The 19,524-nt window shown below is 53.3% G+C and carries 13 protein-coding genes; 3 read left to right on the forward strand and 10 right to left on the reverse strand.

The features are described from left to right. Positions 1–282: 282 nt before the first annotated feature. A complete protein-coding gene (locus CHH28_RS15815) occupies positions 283–1,734 on the reverse strand; it encodes a PhoPQ-activated protein PqaA family protein (RefSeq protein WP_094061224.1) in 1,452 nt (483 codons plus the stop codon). A gap of 604 nt (positions 1,735–2,338) precedes the next feature. Between CHH28_RS15815 and brnQ the strand changes: the two genes are divergently transcribed. Further along, complete coding sequence (gene brnQ, locus CHH28_RS15825; RefSeq protein ID WP_094061226.1) at positions 2,339–3,667, forward strand: branched-chain amino acid transport system II carrier protein; 1,329 nt, start codon at positions 2,339–2,341, stop codon at positions 3,665–3,667. 321 nt (positions 3,668–3,988) lie between these two features. Here brnQ and CHH28_RS15830 read toward each other — a convergent pair whose 3' ends face one another. From CHH28_RS15830 to CHH28_RS15850, 5 genes are read right to left on the reverse strand one after another with little or no spacing between them, the layout of a single operon-like run. Beyond that, positions 3,989–4,951, reverse strand: coding sequence for a DUF4124 domain-containing protein (locus CHH28_RS15830; RefSeq protein WP_157729949.1), 963 nt, complete (start codon positions 4,949–4,951; stop codon positions 3,989–3,991). Then, positions 4,914–5,309: a group II truncated hemoglobin gene (locus CHH28_RS15835; protein ID WP_094061228.1), complete on the reverse strand. Its 396-nt coding sequence runs from the start codon at positions 5,307–5,309 to the stop codon at positions 4,914–4,916. The genes CHH28_RS15830 and CHH28_RS15835 overlap by 38 nt, the downstream gene beginning before the upstream one ends. Then, positions 5,309–8,947 carry an ATP-binding protein gene (locus CHH28_RS15840; RefSeq protein WP_094061229.1) on the reverse strand — a complete coding sequence of 1,213 codons (3,639 nt, stop codon included), beginning with the start codon at positions 8,945–8,947 and terminating at the stop codon, positions 5,309–5,311. The genes CHH28_RS15835 and CHH28_RS15840 overlap by 1 nt, the downstream gene beginning before the upstream one ends. A 5-nt stretch (positions 8,948–8,952) precedes the next feature. Then, positions 8,953–9,978 (reverse strand): DUF4194 domain-containing protein, encoded by a 1,026-nt coding sequence (locus CHH28_RS15845; protein WP_094061230.1) that lies wholly within the window; start codon positions 9,976–9,978, stop codon positions 8,953–8,955. Positions 9,979–9,981: 3 nt separating this feature from the next. After that, positions 9,982–11,433 carry a Wadjet anti-phage system protein JetA family protein gene (locus tag CHH28_RS15850; RefSeq protein ID WP_094061231.1) on the reverse strand — a complete coding sequence of 484 codons (1,452 nt, stop codon included), beginning with the start codon at positions 11,431–11,433 and terminating at the stop codon, positions 9,982–9,984. A 195-nt stretch (positions 11,434–11,628) separates the two neighbouring features. Here CHH28_RS15850 and CHH28_RS15855 point away from each other — a divergent pair, with 195 nt between their 5' ends. Together CHH28_RS15855 and CHH28_RS15860 are read left to right on the forward strand one after the other, a co-directional pair. Further along, positions 11,629–12,141: a hypothetical protein gene (locus CHH28_RS15855; RefSeq protein WP_094061232.1), complete on the forward strand. Its 513-nt coding sequence runs from the start codon at positions 11,629–11,631 to the stop codon at positions 12,139–12,141. Between the two features lie 54 nt (positions 12,142–12,195). Then, a complete protein-coding gene (locus CHH28_RS15860) occupies positions 12,196–14,538 on the forward strand; it encodes a sensor histidine kinase (RefSeq protein WP_094061233.1) in 2,343 nt (780 codons plus the stop codon). On the opposite strand, the gene CHH28_RS15865 is transcribed toward CHH28_RS15860, so the two are convergent. The 4 genes from CHH28_RS15865 to CHH28_RS15880 form a co-directional block, all read right to left on the reverse strand. Next, positions 14,496–15,440 carry a GGDEF domain-containing protein gene (locus tag CHH28_RS15865; protein ID WP_157729950.1) on the reverse strand — a complete coding sequence of 315 codons (945 nt, stop codon included), beginning with the start codon at positions 15,438–15,440 and terminating at the stop codon, positions 14,496–14,498. The genes CHH28_RS15860 and CHH28_RS15865 overlap by 43 nt on opposite strands. 107 nt (positions 15,441–15,547) lie before the next feature. Then, the gene (locus CHH28_RS15870; protein ID WP_094061235.1) at positions 15,548–17,608 is read right to left on the reverse strand and encodes an NADPH-dependent 2,4-dienoyl-CoA reductase; all 2,061 of its coding nucleotides are present in this window, start codon (positions 17,606–17,608) and stop codon (positions 15,548–15,550) included. A 127-nt stretch (positions 17,609–17,735) separates the two neighbouring features. Beyond that, the gene (gene apbC / locus CHH28_RS15875) at positions 17,736–18,833 is read right to left on the reverse strand and encodes an iron-sulfur cluster carrier protein ApbC (protein ID WP_094061236.1); all 1,098 of its coding nucleotides are present in this window, start codon (positions 18,831–18,833) and stop codon (positions 17,736–17,738) included. Positions 18,834–19,101: 268 nt separating this feature from the next. Further along, positions 19,102–19,506 (reverse strand): VOC family protein, encoded by a 405-nt coding sequence (locus tag CHH28_RS15880; protein WP_094061237.1) that lies wholly within the window; start codon positions 19,504–19,506, stop codon positions 19,102–19,104. Positions 19,507–19,524 lie beyond the last annotated feature (18 nt).

Raw genomic sequence — 19,524 nt, forward strand, 5'->3', positions numbered from 1 at the left:
ATTACGCTCGTCTTCCTGCCGACACGTTTCTTACGATCTACTCGCTCTTTAACCTGCAGGCCCCAGACAACATGAACGAGCGGCTAATAAAGACTCACTGACTCAGGCATGCGGGATGATATCGCCAGCAGTAGACATCCCACGTTTTCGCACAGATGAGATTAAAGGAGCGGCATGACGAGATAGACGTGATAGATATATTAGTGCGAGCAATTGAACATTGACGCGCATTGCCGCCAATCAATGAACAGTCCCGCACTCACTGCGAGACTGTCGTTTCCTTTACTGGCAGTGAAGGCCGCTGTATGGCTGCGCTTCGGGTGTCATATGAATGCTGGTGGTAAAGGTCTGCATGCCAAAGTCCAAGCTAAACAGACTGGCACGATAGCCGGACTCGGGCGTATCGAGTGGCTTCGAAAATGCGTAGTACATCTTAGAGCGGCCATCATCATCCGGGTCTTTGAATACGATGTTCATTTCTTTCGCACGCAAAGTCTTGCTCTTCCAAGCCTCATCGCCAGTGACGTTTAAACGATAATCCAGCGTTTCGTTGTCAGCTGTCCAAAACTCAACGTTCATTGGGATTTTGGAGGAGTACACAGTCAGTACGTTGTTTTCGCGATCTGCTTCCCAAAAGATATGCGGCGCAGCACGACGGCCATCGCGATCCAACACTTTGCTGGCAAATGCAAAGCCCGCCATAATCGCATCTTCTGGAAGGTTGTGGCTGGCATTGGGAACAAAGCGAATGTTTTTAGGGCCAGACACTTGGTCCCAGTAGTTCAAACTGTTGGTATTTTGGAAGAACTCGTCCGAGGTGCCATTCAAGATGAATTTTGGCAGACCGGCCATTCTGTCCTGATACTCGATCGGATCGACGATTTCGAGCAACTTCTGACCGTCTTCAGTTTTAAAACGGCATGGCAAGTTTTTGCTGGTATAGGTGTGCAAAATTGGATAGTAGTCGCCGATGGCTTCGTACTGGTTTTCCAGCGACTCATCAATGTCCAATACGTCGATAACCGCAGGCACAATGCCTTGTACACGATGATCAACAGCGGCGGTCAGCCAGGTTGTCCAACCACGCTTAGAGCCACCCACCATGGAGAAGCGATCAACATACAGGCCATGGTATTCATCCAAGAATTCGGTACTGGCATCCATGGCTTTCACCACGGACTTCACCATCGGCAAATACAATGGCCATTCCTCATTGCCGGTATCCAAGAACAGTTCAAAAGAACGCGAGACTAAATTGTCTTCCTGCATTTCTTTTGCACCTTCACCATCGACCACATAAGACCACGGCTCATTGGGCACCTGGCGAACTTCAATGACGATCTTATTAAACTTTGCCGCTACTTTGCCGAAAAGGTCATCAAACTTAGAGTAGCGTAAATGCGTTCCACCGGCGACGTAAACAATGGCCGAATCGGTACGCCAAGCCAGCTTGCCATACGGTTTATCCGCTAACTTCTTAGGGAAATAGAACATCACATCGTGTTGCCAGAGCGGACGGGTGGTTTCTTTTTCCGTCAGCCACTGCTGAGACGTTACCAGTACCTCGTGGCCAACGTAATAGCCCTTGTCTTCGGTGCGAACGTATTCCCAGTCAAACTTGCCATCGTCTTTTGCCAAGTATCGGTCTAATGCTGTTTCCGCTTGCGCGAATGCCGCCAACATCAGCGATGAAACCAGCAGAACTGCCGATCGGAAAAACTTCACTGTATTCATGGTATTCCTTGTTAATTTAAGTCAACTTGATCAAAAAATAGACACCAACGGTCTAAAATTCGGGCTGGATTATAGTCAGATGAAAAAATATAAACAGCCCAGTACACCGAGGTTTTGCCCGGTGGTAACCCGTTTGCAGCTACAGGCACAGCCTAGGAAAACAGGAGATAGCACTGCCTCGCTTTACGCTGCCATATTCACAGCAGCCACCTTGCAAAACCAAAAAACCGAGACGTATTTGGCAGAAAATGGCCAGCCGTTTTCGACATCACCAACGACGTTATGGAGGCCTGGTGCCCCACCCCTTTTTGGACTCGCCAGAGCTGGCGTCGAATTATTCAGAGCTGCCCGTCGCTAGGAAGCAATACAACCACGAGGATACCAAACGACTTACCCAAGTCGTTTACTCACACGCTTTGCTCAAGCGGTTTTCTCAAGCAAGCCGCCAAAATACTACGAGAAACTGCGCAACAGTCGACGCAAAGTCGCTTAAAGGAACTGCGTAAAAACCGAATCAACTATTGACAACCACTACAGCACTGGTGTTACGACAGCCGCCACCTTTATAATCGCGTCCCCCTTATTTGCCCCCTTTAGGTGACGTATGTCCGCATTTCGACGCAGCGATGTGATGGCGCTGGGTTTTATGACCTTCGCGCTGTTCTTAGGCGCTGGTAACTTAATCATTCCACCCGATGTTGGCCGCCAGGCTGGCAGCGACTTTTGGCCTGCCACACTGGGTTTTTTGGCCACCGGGGTTGGGCTCCCGTTGCTGGGCGTGGTGGCTGCTGCCATGTGTGGTGGTGGCCTGCGTGAGCTGACACGCCCTCTGCCTCGCTGGGCCGCCGTTGCCTTTGGCTTGGCCATTTATTTGTCCATCGGCCCACTGTTCGCCATCCCCAGAACGGCCACCGTGGCGTTTGAAATGGGTACCGCTCCTTGGCTAAATAACACGAGTGAATCGGCCACCGCGTTAATGGCATATACCGTGGTCTTCTTTGTCGTCAGCGCCTTTTTGGCACTGTCGCCGGGTAAACTGATGGATCGCATCGGTAAATACATTACACCGGCGCTGATTTTCGTATTGGCCATTATGGCTGGCGGTATTTTGCTCTATCCGCAAGGCAGTGCCGGCAACAGCAGCATTGCCACAGACCAAGGCGCATTTGCCTTTGGCTTTATGCAGGGTTACCAAACCATGGATGCGCTTGCCTCGGTGGTATTTGGTATCGTGATTATTCAAGCCATTCGCGACCGTGGCATTAAAGACCGCGCATCCATTGCACGCTACACCTTAGCTGCCGGTGTGATTGCCGCTGTTTGCTTATCGCTGGTGTACGTACCGCTGTCCTGGCTTGGCGCCACCAGCCACGCCGTGGCTGCTCAATACGACAATGGTGGCCAGTTGATTGCGCTCTACATTACCGAAATCTTTGGCCCTGCCGGCCAGTTAATTTTGGCGATGGTCATCACCTTGGCATGCCTGACCACAGCCGTCGGTTTGTTAACCAGCTGTGGCGAATATTTTAATCAGCTGATGCCAAGTATTTCTTATCGTGTTTTCGTCATTGTATTGGCTGTTTTCAGCGCTTTGGTCGCCAACCAAGGGTTATCGCAAATTATTCAGCTGTCGATTCCAGTGTTGGTGGCGCTGTACCCACTAACCATGACGCTGATCGCCTTGTCTTTAATGCGCCCTTGGATGCGTGATCCGCAACAGGTGTTTGCCTGGGGCATGGGCATCACTACCTTGATTGCTATTTACGATGGGCTGGCTGTTGCAGATCTCGTTCCTGCAGCCATTCAGCAAGGCTATCAAATGCTGCCACTGGCAAGCAGTGGTATGGCATGGCTGGTACCGGCGATCGTAGCGATCAGTGTGGGTTGGGCGTTGCAAAAGCGCGAACCTGAGGCCATTGCAGGGCTACGTTAGGTTCGCCAACGAGCAGTGATTAACCTTTCAGCCAGCAGGTAACAATGACCTTGTTACCTGCTGGCTTAACGCTCTCAATCCAGCGCGGTCACTTTGCTGGATTCTATCCATTTGTGGCATTTGGCCGCTATCAAATCTCGGGTTAAATAAGCAACGACTAACGCGACTCAGAGAAAACGGACTCCAGCCCTTCAAGGTATGGCTGCAAACCCGCAATCCGTGGCACCCACCCTGCACTTAACTCGTTAAATATCCTTCATCGCGCCTTGCTGGATAGGTTTTCAGCTCACAACAGCGTGATCGAAATGGTGTTAACAGGCCCTAGTTAAACACGATGCGGCTGGGTTCGGTCATACGCTGCGAGCGCCAAGCCTGCCAGTGCACATTCAATGCCGCGCCGCCGCCTATGTAATGCTCATCCAGCAAGTAATACGCTGTTTGGCGATAACCACGCTTGTACTCTTGCACCAAGCGAGTAATAAAACTGCGACCGTAGTTTTTACTCAGACTTAAATACACCAACTGCCCCGCCATGGCCTGATGCACAGCCTGATCAAGGTTTTGTCGCCGCCAAGTCATATTGTTGATTTCGACAAACTCACGCACTGGCATCAACTGCCGCTGCGCCAGTATTTGCTGGCGATTAGAACCATGCTGGTGAATCACAAACCGTTGTTGATCATCGTATTCCAGCATTTCCATTTGCTCTGCCAGACCTTCGTTGAGCCAAGCGGGCATACGCTGAGCAATCGAGGCCAAAATGGCGTGACTGGTTTCGTGTTTAATCGTGCGATAGGTGCTCTCGACACCGCCATAACGAGATGGATGAAGATAAACCACAATCTGATGACGGTCGTGCAGATACACACCCAAAGATGGCGGCACACTGCCTTTAACCTGGCTGGCCAAATATTGGCGATACTCGCGCTGATTGGCCAGTACGTGAATACTCACCGGCACCTTGCGATAAAAATCGACAAATAAGATCTGATCAAAAAACCGATACACTCGATTAACGTCTTGCTCGATGCGCTCACCGTCTAATAGCGCAACAGAATCGTCGCTAGGCAGTGTTTGAGAAAACGCATCTGAATACGTCAGGCGAATATCAAAACCGCGCCAGACCGGAGTCGGCTCAACCTCCACGGTTTCTTTCTCAACTTGGGGCGGTGGCCTATCGCCAAAATGCACCTTGCCATTAGCATCGGTCCAGCGATAAATCTCCGCGCTAGCGACAGCCGCCAGACTAATCAGAGCGATTGCGACTGCGCTCCGCAGGCACATACAACTGTTCCAGTAAATAATCCTTAAAATCTTGCGGCCAAGGTTGCTCATCGGCGGCAACCTTCATACACAGCAACCAAGCATCGCGCTCTTGTGGGCCGATGTCCAAATGACGGTGCGCAACAGGAATGCGAATGGCACCGTACTTTTCACGAAACAGTTTTGGCCCTCCCAGCCAGCCGCATAGAAATAGCGTCAGCTCATCGCGCGACTCGGTTAAATCTTGCGGGTGCATATCACGAATGGTGCGCGCCTGCGGCAAGGTTTCCATGGCATCGTAAAAAGCATCGACGAGGCAGCGCAACCCGGCTTCGCCACCCGCCGTTTGAAACGAGCTATCGCCGTCGCCATAGGCCATCAGGCAAACTCTTCCATAAAGTCCAGCGCCGCTTGGTGGCGAATGGTGCGCCGGTGATTGGCCCACAGCTCCTTCACTTTTTCCTGATTGCACTGTTGTCGATCGACCAATACTCGCGTTTGCAGTTCACCTTTGCGCTGCCCAGCCACTAACGGTACTTTACTAAATACAAACTGATTGGAAATCAGATCCATAAAAGGACCCGATTTACTGGTCGGCATAATAAACAGCAACTGCAAGCCCAAGCTTTCGGTCAGATAGTTAATGACCTCTTTCGAGCGTGTTTCATCCATTTTGGAGAAGGCCTCGTCCACCAGCACCATACGCAAGTGAGTGTCACCTTCGTTAAAGCGGAAAGCCGAAGTAATGGCCGCCGAGCGAATGATGTACGCAGGCGTTTCCAGCTGACCACCGGAGCCGGTGCCGTATTGACTGAGCGCAATCGGTTCTTTATTGGCCGGCTGCTTATAAATCTCATAAGCGCGATAGTTGCGATAGTCAGACACGCGCTCCAGTTCGCGCATGGCTTTTTGCTCATCCTCGTCCAGCAACATAGACATCAGCTGATCGCGCACGCGCTTAGCGGCGGCTGACAAGTCTGCATCGAACAAAGTGGCGCCATCGCCCAAACTTGGGTTTTTGATAATTTCTTCAAAAAACTGCCAGTACTCTTTGTACTCAGGCACCCAGTCCCAATCGAACCAATAACGCTCACGGTCAGCCCCAAATTCGTGATGCGCCAACTCTTTGTTTAAATCTTCGAGAATACGTTTGCCATCGTTGATGGCTTGATAAATGGAGTGACACAGGTTGGTGACAAACGCATTGTTGAAACTTTCACGCAACTGGATTAACTGGTCTTGTTTTTCGACCAATATGTTGTTCTTCAGACGATTATGAACACGCTCAACTTCACGCTCTAACGCACAAACACAACGGAAGAAGTCGACGCCGTGCTCATCACGATAGTCTGGCGTATAGACAATGGCATCCATGGTTTGGCAATTCAGGTTGTGCTCGTTGATATTACGCTCAATCTCGTAGGCCGTCGAGTTCAACTCCTGGGCAATGGATTTACGCTGATTTTCAACGGCGTCCAATGGGCTGTTCTGCGCCTCTTCATCGGCTTGCTGCAGGCGTTTTTCGACATCGAAGTCAGGCCACACAGTCACAATTTGACGCAAATTCTCTTCTTTTTGATCGGCGTATTCTGCGGTTTTTTCTTGCATATCACTGAGGTTACGGCACAGCTTTTCACTGTCGTTCAGTTGTTGCTGTAACCGCCCCAGCTCGCCGTCCAGATCTTTTATCAGGGCATCCAGCTCATCGCCCTTGTCTTTCAGCGTCTGAAATTCTTGCTCCAAATGGGAGAAGTCTGACACATCGACCTGATTCAACGACTGCTCGGCACGCTGCATTTGATACTGCACATCCAGCATGGCTTGCATTTGATCGGCAAAGCTCACGTGGCGCAGCAAGTTAATGGCATCCAATAATTGCTCCGCCTGACGCCATTGAAACTGTGCTTCATTGGCTTGCTCGGCAATGGCCTCCAGCTCCTGGCGCTTGGCGGTCAACGCTTTTTCTCGCGCGCCCAATCCAAACACTAACTCGCTGTCGTCGAGGTCGCAGCGATAAATGGAATAAGCCCCACTGCCCAGACCGTCGCGGGTAATGCCACGCCGTGTCATGCGCAGGGTGTCGGTATCTTGTACTTGCTCGACGGTGCCGTAACTGGCCGATAAAAAAGCCTTGGCGGTGGCGTGGTCGAAGTCCATCAAATGAATAATGGAGTTGGCAGGCAAACTGCGGCGCTCGGCATCGCGGCGAGCTTTTTCGCCCTGAATAACCCGGGCGCGACTGCCACCGGGAATCGAGCGTAATATTTTAGCGGCTTCGGCTTCGTAGTCGGACTCCACCAAAATGCTAAAACGCGCGCCACCAATATAACCCTCGATGGCGTTTTGCCATGCTGGATCACGCACTTCGACATAATCCGCCAGCACCCGTGGCTGCGCCTCTGGGCATTCACGCTTCAGCACGTCCAGTGCTTGGCGCACATAACCTGGATAATTTAATTGGCGCGCTTCCAAGCTGTCGATGTCCGCTTGCTTTTGCGCCATGCGAGAGGCCATTTGCTGCTGCTTTTGCTCGCGCCTATCCACCAGTTTGGCAACCTGATCGCGCAGGCTTTGGCCACTGCTTTCCAGCTCGGCCGAGTGGAAACGCTCACGCCACTGGTTAATCGCACTTTGCTGGCCGCGCGCTTGCTCTAAGTGCGCCTCCAGCGGCGATAAATCGATCCAATCACGCCCCATCAGTTTGCGCAGATCTACCGCCCCCTGATCTTTGATGGCTAACACATCGCGCGCTTGCTGCAGCAGTTTCTTTTGCCCTAAGCCTGGAATATCAACCGCAATGGCGGTTTTTTGCAAAGCACCAAACACCAGCTCGGTGGCGCGCAGGCTGGCTTGCAACCACTGCTCTTGCTCAAGCAGCGGCACCGACAGATGCTGCAGTTGTCTTTTACCATCTTGGATCGCCTGTTCCGCCGCATCTTTGTCTTGCAGCGCATCAATGCCGCGGCGCTGCGCTTCCATGGAAATCAGCTGTTCGCGCAGTTGCTTGCGCCTGTCTTGCGCGACTTCACGCTCTTTTTCCGCGCGAGCAAAACGCTCGCGAATGTTTTGTTGCTGCTCTTTGGCACCCAGGTAATTACCCTGGTCGTTCAAAAAACGGCTACGTGCAGCCGTGTACTCCAGCACGTTGTAATCGATCCACTGATCGATGTAGCGATTAGCAGCGCCGCCGGTGGCATTCAAACGTGCAATGGTTTGCGCCAATACGTTGGCATCGGATTCCATCGCATGAATGGTTTTCATCAAATCCGACACACTGCGAATGGCATCACCGAGGTCTTTCGCCTCCAGAATTTCATTTTGCACAAAACCGTTGATGCTTTTCACCGGTTTATACGCCATAAAACGCGAAAACGTACGAGCGGCGTTCATCGCTTCACGCTCGGTAACGGCGTCGTGGCGGCCACGCAGTGCGGCGTACAAGCGGCGTAAGTACTGCTTTTTGGTGTCGTATTTTTCGATATTTTCTGCCGCAACGCGCGTGCGCAACTGTTTGGCAAAGCGCCCCAGCTCCAGCACTTGTTTGTTGTCGTCTTGCTGCGCAGTAAAGTCCGCCAGCGTTAGCTGCTCACCGGCGACAATGAAAAACTGCAAATCGTTTTGTCGCGCCACCGGCTGTGATCCGGCGCGGTCGATGCTGGCACTGACGCCAATAACCGCCGTAAATGGCTCACCGCTCTCGCCTTGTGTTGGGTGAAATACCGCTGCCAAATAGCCTACGGCGCCATTGGGCCGTGCGTAACTGCCGTCATCACAACCGAGCACATAGGAGGCCAGCGTGCGTACATTTTTACCGCGGCCGCGCTGAGTCGCTTCATCTTGGCCGGGGTTATAGTGAAACAGCGTATCGTGCGCCGCCGTCATCACCGTTTGAATGGCGTCGGCGGCGGTGGTCTTGCCCGAACCGTTACCACCGGACAACAAATTAATCGGGCCAAATTCAAATTCGGATGCTGGAATATTGCCCCAATTGACATAAACAAATTTCTTTAAAAACATCGGGACTACTCTCCAAACAAGCTCGCGGGGGCAGAACGTGGTGCGGTCTCGGATTCGTTGTTCACATCACCAGACTCATCATCAGCAGACTCATCATCAGCAGACTCATCGTCAACAGCGCCATCATCACCGGCGGCAGCGTCAAAGGCGACCACTTCAACAGCATTGTCGGTTTTATCCGAATGCTGCGTTTGATCAGCAACCAGTTCATTCTCCGCTGAGGACACAGCAGCATCATCGTCTAGCGAATTATTTGCACTCTGTGCAGGGTCTTCGCTGCCTCGTGTGTTCGCCGCTTGATTCTCAGAATCATTTTGTTCGTTTTCGGCGGCGGTTGTTTGTTCTGCTGCTGTCATTTCTGCTTCAGCTTCTGCAGCCGTGTGGTCTGCCACCTCCACGACAGGTGCGTCTGACTCAGGGGTTAATTCAGATAGCACCTCGTCGCTGACGTAACTCATGATCATCGGTCTGACTCGCAGCCACAAATCACCGTCGGCCAGCTGTTCCTCATTGGCCAGCTGAATTAAACGCAATTGTTTTAACCGCCGGAACAGCTGTTTACGCTCCGTCAGCTGCTCAGGCAAGGTGCGTTTGAGCAGATTTTTCATGGCAATGCTGAGGCTTTCCAGCGACACCATGACACAGCCTTGCTCATCCACTTGGCCTTCGCGCAGGGCTTTGTCGTACTGCGCACGCAACACCAGAATCAATGCCACTTCTTGCTGGGTTAAGCGCATTCTCAGAGCCTGCCCTCCGGCTTGCATCGGCTCTTCCATACCCGGCACCTGAGCACCTGGCGGAAATAACCGCACAAACTGAAAACGGCGGTCATGCTGTAAACGAATGCCAATCACCGACAAATAATCGGCCACCAAACGTTCCAGTCGAATGTAGCGGTCGTACAGCTGTTGCTCGATCTGACTTTCATCACGGCAAATGACGCCGTAGTCCAACAGCCGAATCAATAATTCGGAAAAATCACGCTGGTCCAAGCCCTCTTTTTCCAGATCGCGTTCAATCATGTCTAACATATATCAGGACTCTTTCTGTACCAGCTGCAAAGTAAAATGGTCTTTGCGCAAAAAATATTCGCCGCCGTCGTCTTCTGCGTGATCATCCGGCTCGATTAAAAACTGAAACTCACTCGACAAACCATCCGCCGAGCCCAAACCAATGGCATGGGCCACCGCCAGAAAGTCTTGCGCCGATTCGATGGGCAAATCGCGGGTTGATATCTGCTCGCCTTGCGCCAAGTGCTGGCGAATGTAGCCGCGCACCGCTTCTTGGTTGACCAAAAAAGCTCGGTCCAACACTTGCTGAATATAAATATCGCGCCGTGCATCAACGTCAAAATCACCGCTACCCTCGTCTAGGTCGGCATCGATCTGACGCCGCTGACGTGGCGCGTGCAGGCGCACTTGCGCTGGGTCCAGCAATTCAATTTGCGGCACCGTCATCAGCACACCCGCGCGCTCTAACAACTCGTTTTGCTGCTGCTCATCGGCCGCGGCCAGCTGCTTGCATACCGCCAAGACATCGTTGTTTTGCTGTGATGCCAAGTAGCTCATTTGGCGAATAATAATGTCGGCGCGTTTGGTAAAACTTTGCAGCGCCCGGCGCAGAGCCGGTAGCATAATATCGCTGGCATTTTTCAGTCGTTGCTCAATGCCATCGAGCAGCGACCACAATACCGACTGACCCGGCTGCACCAGCTCTGGCAGCAGCTCTCTCAAACGCCCTTCTGCGGCGGCTTTAACCGACTTTTCCTGCTTGCGGATTTGCTTAATCAGGCGCTGAATTTGATCCCGGTGTTTTTCAACATTGTCGGCCGACAAGCGCACCGACAAATCGGGCTGAAAGCGTTTTTCCATAAAATCGAAAAAGGCTTCGCTGGCGCGCTGCACCAACAGCTGATCTTCCATTTCGCGCACCAAATCGCGCTTGCGCTCTTCCAGCTCCGCAATCACATCGGTGAAATCACTGATGATGCGCTCTGAGTACTCATACGCGTCGAGCAAATCGTACACATCGCCACGTTCTAGGTAGGCTTCCAACGAGTTGCGGGTGTTACGCGTATTACGGTGACGGGTGCGCGCGGAGGTGCGGCTGTCGGCCAACCAAGGCTCGGTAAACAACCGGCCGTAGCGGGTAAAGGCAAAGGTGCTTTGCAAGTTGGCTTCGTCCACCTGCTTTTCCAGCCAGCCATGCTCCAACAGCAGGTTGAGAATCCACCCGGCCTGCTCGCGGCTGTTACGAAAGCGGCCATCGCCGTCGGTGTCATCGCCTGGCTCAGCCAATAACGGGGCGCGCACCAGCGCTTCCTGGAACACTTCGACCACGGTATCGCGGCCAATGGCCTGGCCATAGTCAGCGCTACTGGAGCTGTACAAACGACGATACAGCTCGCTCAGACATTGCTGCACCTGGGCGCGGTACTTACCGGTCAACGGACGGAAGAACTGCAACCGCTCCTGATCAAAAAACATACGCAGCCATCAACACAAAAACTGTCACCAAACCGGCAAGACTACTGAAACCCAGCCGCCAGCGCCAGTACCTGCAGAGCAAAGGGTGACGGGCTCGCCAAAGCGTTCACATGCCGTTACCATCGACAGCGGCAGCAACGCCCCTGTACCCTGCTGACTGGCGCCAATGCCATGATCCATCGTTTGGAGACGTGCATGCAGTTACATCCGGAAGTACAAGAAAAAGCGCTGTTTTATCCGATTGGCACCGAGAAGTTTGTCGAGCTGTCGCTGGCCACCTTCGGCCTCTATAACCTTTACTGGAGCTGGGCCAACTGGCGCCAGATCAGCCAGCCTAATGCCTTCATGCCCTGGTTCAAGTTATTGATTTGGCCAATCAGCCAATGGCAGCTGTATCAGCGCATCTACCGCCAAGCCGTCGAAGACGGTGAGCAACCGCGATGGCAGCCGTTACGCGCCTATTTATTGTTCATTCTGTCGTTGCTGTTCAGCATCTGGTTTGTCGCCAGCGGCGACAGTCATGGCTGGTTTCTAGCACTGCTGGCTACCCTGCCCAATGCTCAGGCCAACCTGACGGTGAATCGTCTGCACGACAGCCGGCTGCATTTTTATGCGCAAAACACCGATCTGACCGCGCTGGAATGGGGCATTCTGGTGGTCGGCATGGTCGCTTGGGTGAGTTTAATGGCATTGGCACTGAGCCATTAATACGGCATGGTTGACAGTCAATAACAATAAACACAACGACGGAAGGAGTGCTCGGTGCCGTTTCCTGTCTTTGCAATATGGCTGGCCTGGCTGTTGTGCCTGGCATCAAGCGCACAGGCCTATTCACCCGCTCAGTACGACAGCCAGCCGTTTGGCCAGGGCGCCATGCAACTGCAGGACCCCAGCCTAGAGCTGACCTTGGCGCAAGTGCGACAGTCATCCGACTGGCAGCCTACCGGCGCCGATCACCCGAACTTTGGCTATACAGACGCCGCCGTCTGGTTTCGCCAGACCCTAGAACTGCCACCGACACAATGGTGGCTGTGGATTCGCTACGCCCTACTGGACGAAGTGGATCTGTACATTTGCCCCAAGGCAGCACCAACGACGCACACCACCGAGCCCCAGCCCTGCCAACATCAGCAAAGCGGCGACAGCCTGCCCTTTAACCAGCGCGCCATTCAACATCCGGATTTGATTCTGCCCATCAACGCCACAGGCGAGGTAGAGCTGTATATACGCTTGCGTAGCCAAGGCACCAGCCAGCTGCCCGCTTGGCTGATCAGCGAAGCGGAGCTGGACAGCTCGTTACTGTCGTACAACTTGCTGCGCGGCGGCTTTATGTGCGCATTGCTGGTAATGGGCCTTTATAACCTCTTTATTGCCCTAACAACGGGCGATCGCAACTATTTGCTGTATTCGGGCTTTGTATTGTCGTTTCTGCTGCTGCACATGACCTACGAAGGCTCAGCGTTTCAATTTTTGTGGCCGCAGTGGCCAGAGGTCAATCGCTACGCTCTGCCGATGTTGTTTGGCGTCAATCAGCTGATTTTGTGCTTATTTGTCACGCGTTTTTTACGCTTGGCCGAGCACAGCCCCACCATGCACGGTGTCTTCACCATATTTGCGGCTCTGGCAGCGCTGTCCATTCCGATGGCGCTGGTGAGCTCGTATGGCTCGGTGTTGTTTGCGCAAAACCTGCTCAGCACCGTCATCACAGTGTCGGCTCTCACCATGGGCATTCGTATTTGGCGCCGTGGCGAGGTCGCCGCACGCTACTTTTGCATCGCCTGGGTGGTGTTCATTATTGGCATGGTCTTCACCAACGTGCGCTCACTGGGTTGGTTACCGACCAATACGCTGACGCTGTTCAGCTATCAGATTGGCTCATTCTTGGAGATTATTTTGCTGTCCATGGCCTTGGGTGAGCGCATTACCCGCTTGCAGCGCAATGAACTGAAAGCCAGGCAGCAGCGCCTGCAAAGTCAGGAGCAAGCGATTTTATACCTGCGCAGCTTTGAAGACCTGTACCACAACTCGCTGACCGGGCAGTTCCAGCTTGATGTGCAGGGACGCTTTACCAAGTCGAACCCCTCCTGGCGCACCATGATCAATCTGGCCCACTGCGACACCGAGCGACTGCCCAACTTTGATCGTCTGTTTGCCGATGATTCGGTAACGGATTTGTGGCAGATCCTACAGCAACACGGTCAGGTGCAGCGCTATCTGTTGACCTGCGGCGATGGTAGCGAACGACGCTGGCTCAGCATCACCATGCGCCGTCGCCGCGGTGAGGAGCTGGCCGGCTCGGACACCGCCTGGATTGGCTCGGCCCAGGACGTCACTCAGCAAACTCAGCACGAGCAACGCCTGCAACATGCCCAAGCAGAAAAAGCGCAATCGTTGCGGCAGATGGTGATGGGCATTGCGCATGAAATGAATACGCCATTGGGCAATATTCAAATGGCGCAAAGCTATTTGCATGAAAACATTGCCGCCGTGCGCGACGATGAGTTGCGCCAGCAACTGTGCGACGGTAGCCAGCACATTGACCAAGGCATAGCACGGCTGAAAGATTTGAATCAGGTGATGAAAAACTCCGCCCTGATCGAAGAGCAACAATGGCAAGAGCTGATTCACCTGCGCCAGTGGTTTCGCCACTGGCAACAAGAGACCTTGCGCCTGGACCCAGAGCTGCAACTGACGGTGAAGATCAGCAGCTTCACCCAACAGTGGTTTGGCGACAGTGATGCCCTGGGCAGAGTGCTCAATCAGCTGGTGGACAACAGCCTGCGCCATAACCGCGACCAAGCGCTGAACATTCATATCAGTGTTTACGACAAAGGCGACGAGCTGCGTATTCGTTATCAGGACAATGGCTGTGGCATTGCCAAAGAGGATCGCGAGCGCATTTTCCTGCCGTTTTACACCACCCGCCGCAGCGATGCTGGCAGCTGTGGTTTAGGGCTGTATGAGGTGCACAATTTGGTGCAGGAAATTCTCGCCGGCAAACTGCAGTGGGGCAGCGCTGAAGGTTTTGATCTGACGCTGGTTTTACCGCTGGCCGAGGCGGATCAGCCGCAGCAGACGCGATTGCGCCCGGACTGCTTGGCCTGATACAAGGCATGGTCGGTGCGCTGCAGTAGCTGCAGGGCGTCTTCACCCAGCTCTGCCATGGCAATGCCAATACTGACCGACAGCACCAATGGCCGGCCATGGCCGCCATGAACGTGCAGTAGCTCGGTACTGTGGCGTACGCGCTCCGCCAGCCCTTGAGCGGTTTTTAGATCCACCGCTGGCAGCAGCACAGCAAACTCCTCACCACCGTAGCGAAACAACAACTTGTGCTCCGCCAGCTCGGTTTTCAGCAACTGCCCAAAGGCACGCAACACCTGGTCACCAACGCTGTGGCCATGTTCATCATTGACGCGTTTGAAGTGATCCAAATCGATCAACAGTAACGCCACATCGCACTGTGCTTCGTGCGCCAAGCGTATTTGCTGCGGCAGCTCGCGGTCGAACACGGCGCGGTTGTAGACGTCGGTCAATCCGTCCAACTCACTGAGCAATCGAAAGTGCTGAGTGCGCTCCGTTTGTTGCGCCAGCATGGCCTTTTGGTGCATCAGCCAGCGCCGAAAGCCAATACCGGCGAATACCAGACCAAACACAAACAGCGCTTCGACGGTTTCCACCAGAATTTCGATCGGCTCGGAGTAATCGACAAATTCATCAACCCAGTCGCCCATGCACGACACACTGGTGAAGAAAAACCCCAACACCATGGGCCTGCGAGCCGATTCCGACAGGCCGCTTAGCTGGGCAATGCACATACCCAGGGTGAAAATCACTAGTTCGGCCAAGTTGGCGATGGCGTCGATCTGCCACTCCCAACGCAGATTGTGCCCCAACGCCAAGCAAGCTAAGCCCCAACTGCACAGCAGTGCCAGCAACAACACCAACAAACGGCGGCGCGGATCAGCGTACCAAGGGAAAGAAGAAGGAAGGGGCGACAAAGGCATTACAACCGCCATGCTGAGAATACGCTCTCAGCATAGCAAGGCGTGGGCAATGAAGGGAGCTATGCTCCCTAGCGGTGCTATCGTGGCGATAGCGTGGTGACAGCGATTTACAGCGCTGCTGCCAACTCACTGGCCAGCTTGATGGCACGCTTGGCGTCCAGCTCACCGGCAAACTCAGCACCGCCGACCAAGTGCAAGTTAAAGGTTTTGCTATTGTCTTGCTCCAGCTGTTGGTGCAGTTTGTTCACCGACACTTGGCCTGCGCACAGCACCACGTGATCGACATCGAGCACGCGAGTTTCTTTTACTTCCTCACCCTCTTTGCCGCTGCTAATGGTGATGTGCAAACCAGCATCGTCGACCTTGTCGTAACTGACACCGCCAATGGTTTCCACACCTTTCATGGCCACCACCGCGCGGTGCACCCAACCGGTGGTTTTATTCAGGCCTTTACCAAAGCGCGAGGCTTTGCGCTGCAGCATATATACCTTGCGCGGTGACTCTTCGATCTCCGCCGGTTTTAAACCACCACGCACCGAGTTACTGCCATCCACGCCCCACTCTTTCATCCAAGCGTCTTTATCCAGGGTAATGGATGGGCCTTCGTGGGTCAGGTATTCGACCATGTCGTAGCCGATACCGCCAGCGCCCATAATGGCGATTTTCTTACCCAGCTGCAGACCTTTATCCAGTACATCCTGGTAAGTAACCACCTTGGCATGATCGACGCCCGGCATATTCGGTACACGCGGCTCGACTCCAGACGCCACCACCACTTCGTCGAAGCCTTCGGCTTTTAACTGCTCAGCATCGACCCAAGTATTGAGGCGCAAATCGATGTTGTGCACTTCGATCATTTTGTGGAAATAGCGAATGGTCTCGTAAAACTCTTCTTTGCCCGGAATTTTCGCAGCGTAATTAAACTGACCGCCAATATTGCCGCGCGCTTCAAACAAAGTGACCTTGTGGCCACGCTGTGCCGCGACATTGGCACAGGCCAAACCGGCCGGGCCAGCACCGACGACAGCGACTTTTTTCGCTTGCGCCACTGGCGTGTACAGCAGCTGAGTTTCATGGCCAGCACGCGGGTTGACCAAACAGCTGGCACGTTTGTTTTCAAAGGTGTGATCGAGGCAGGCCTGGTTGCAGGCGATGCAGGTATTAATTTCATCGGCGCGGTTTTCGCGCGCTTTGTTGGCCCAATCTGGGTCGGCCAGCAGCGGCCTGGCCATAGAAATCATATCGGCCTGACCGCTGGCCAGAATCTGCTCGCCTACATCCGGCATATTAATACGGTTCGACGCCACCACAGGCACAGACACCGCGGCTTTTACTTGAGCAGTCACTTCGGTAAAGGCGGCGCGCGGCACCGAGGTAACAATGGTCGGCACCCGTGCTTCGTGCCAGCCGATACCCGTGTTAATCAGGTTCACACCGGCTTTTTCCAGCTCTTTGGCCAGCTGAATCACTTCGGCCATGTCCGAGCCGTCTTCAACCAAATCCAGCATCGACAGGCGGAACATCAAAATGAACTTCTCGCCGACTGCAGCACGAATGCGACGCACCACTTCCAATGGGAAGCGAATGCGGTTTTCGTAAGAGCCACCCCATTCATCGGTGCGTTTATTGACGCGTTTATTGATCATTTGGCAGATGAAGTAACCTTCAGAGCCCATGATCTCGATGCCATCGTAATTGGCTTTTTGCGCTAGCTTGGCGCAGCGCACATAATCATCGACGGTTTTTTCGATCTGCTTGGCGCTCAGCTCTTTCGGCTTAAACGGTGTAATGGGTGATTTTATCGCCGTTGGCGCAACGTTAAACGGGGTATAGCCGTAGCGACCGGCGTGCAGAATTTGCAGCAGGATTTTGCTGTCTGATGCCGCTTCGTGCACCGCTGAGGTGACTTTTTTATGAAACGGCACCTGCCAGCCACTGATCAGTTTGGAGCCAAATGGCAGCAAGTCGCCACGACGGTTAGGAGCAAAGCCACCGGTGACCATCAGGCCAGTGCCGCCGCGCGCACGCTCGGCAAAGTAAGCAGCCATTTCATCAAAGTGCCAAGGGCGGTCTTCAAGGCCGACGTGCATCGAGCCCATCATGATGCGGTTTTTCAGTTGGGTGAAACCCAAATCCAGGGGTTCAAACAGATGCGGATACTGACTCATCAAGGGCTACCTAAGGAATTATTGTGATGAGCGCAGTTTACCCTGACAAAGCGCCGGGTAAATGACCCAAGTGCGCAAATAAAAAACCCAAGTGCGCAAATTTACACACTTGGGTCATCTTAAGCACTCAGTCGTCGCTGATCTCAATGCTCGGCATCGCCTGACGGTTTTGTGCCTGATGCATCAGCGCCACGGCTAAGTGGCGCGCCGCGTGGCGATACATCATCGATACTTCTGAGCAATCGTCAGCGGCCACGACCGGCGTGCCGGCGTCGCTTTGCTCGCGAATGTATTTAGACAACGGCAGCGAACCCAACACCTGGGTATCGTAGCGCTGTGCTAACTCATCGGCGCCATCTTGGCCGAAAATAGGCTCGGCATGGCCGCAGTTAGAGCAAATATGCATGCTCATGTTTTCAATCATGCCCATTACCGGAATGTTCACCTTATTGAACATTTCAATGCCTTTTTTGGCATCGGCCAAGGCGATGTCCTGCGGTGTGGTCACAATCACAGCACCCGATACCGGAAACTTCTGGCTTAAAGTCAGTTGAATATCACCCGTGCCCGGTGGCATATCGATAATTAAATAATCCAGCTCGCCCCACTGGGTTTGTGTCAGAATTTGCTGCAGCGCACCCGCCACCATAGGCCCACGCCACACCATAGGCGTGGATTCGGTCACCAAGTACGCCATCGACATGGTTTTAATACCATGGGCTTCAATCGGCACAAACCATTTATTGTCGATGGTTTCTGGCCGCGTGCCCTCTTCCACGCCCAGCATAATGCCCTGGCTAGGGCCGTAAATATCGGCGTCTAACAAACCCACTTTGGCGCCGTCTTTGGCCAGCGCCAGCGCTAAGTTAACCGAAGTAGTCGATTTACCCACACCGCCTTTACCCGACGCCACAGCCACAATGTTTTTTACTTGCTCGATGGCATCAACGCTGTTCTGGCTTTTGTTTTCCAGAACTTCCCAGCTGATTTTTACACTGGCAGATTGGCAGCCGTCGATGTTTTCAATGGCCGTTTGCAGCATTTGCTCGACACCATTGCCCAAGAAGCCACTTGGGTACTGCAGGTGCAGCTCGACTTCGATCTCGTTGTTATTGCTAATGCTCACGCAGCGCAGCGCACCGGCACTGACCAGATCGCTGTTCAGATACGGGTCGGTATAGCCTTGGATGGCTTGCTCAACTTGAGACTGGGTTATTTGACTCACGGTGCATCCCCTTAGATCACAACCTTTACTCACGATGGCGCGATTGTACGCCTGGAAAGGACAAATGTCAGACTAGACTGGTAGGATTTATGGATAACGGTATAAAAGAAATCCAAGGGTATTCTCGCCTGCTCGCGACAACACATACAGACCACGGAAATACGTTCCCCAAGGCTGACAGCGGTTGCAGTGCTTGTTGCAAGGCCCCGCCGAAGCTTCATCAAATTGCGGATGTTCAGGGTAAAGCTCATCTAGCAAACATCGGTATTTAAAAATACTGAGCAATAAACTCGGCTGATGGCTCACAGGGCGTGCAGATGTCAATTAATACGCCATCGAGGTCAGCCAGCAAAAAACGGCGTTGGCCATACTCCTCGTTGCGCGGCTCTTGCACAATGGGCCAGTTTTGCGAGCGTGCGTAGCGGTAACGTTTATCGACATCATCGACGACAAACACCAAACTCAGACCTTGCGGATTTTTTTGAAAACTCGTCGGTACCAGTTCATGCTGTTGAGGTTGCAGCATCAGACATACCTCGCCGCTGTCCGGGTCCGCTAGCTGCACAATCCAATCCGTAGTAAACACGGCCTTGAGCCCTAACAAATCCTGGTAAAACGCCTGAGAGCGAGCAAGGTCGCTGACGTAAACAGCGGTCATCATCCGGTTAATCATATCTGTCTCACTGCATAG

Origin of the sequence: Bacterioplanes sanyensis (genome assembly GCF_002237535.1) — a bacterium.
In the GTDB taxonomy this organism is placed as follows: Bacteria; Pseudomonadota; Gammaproteobacteria; order Pseudomonadales; family Oceanobacteraceae; genus Bacterioplanes; species Bacterioplanes sanyensis_A.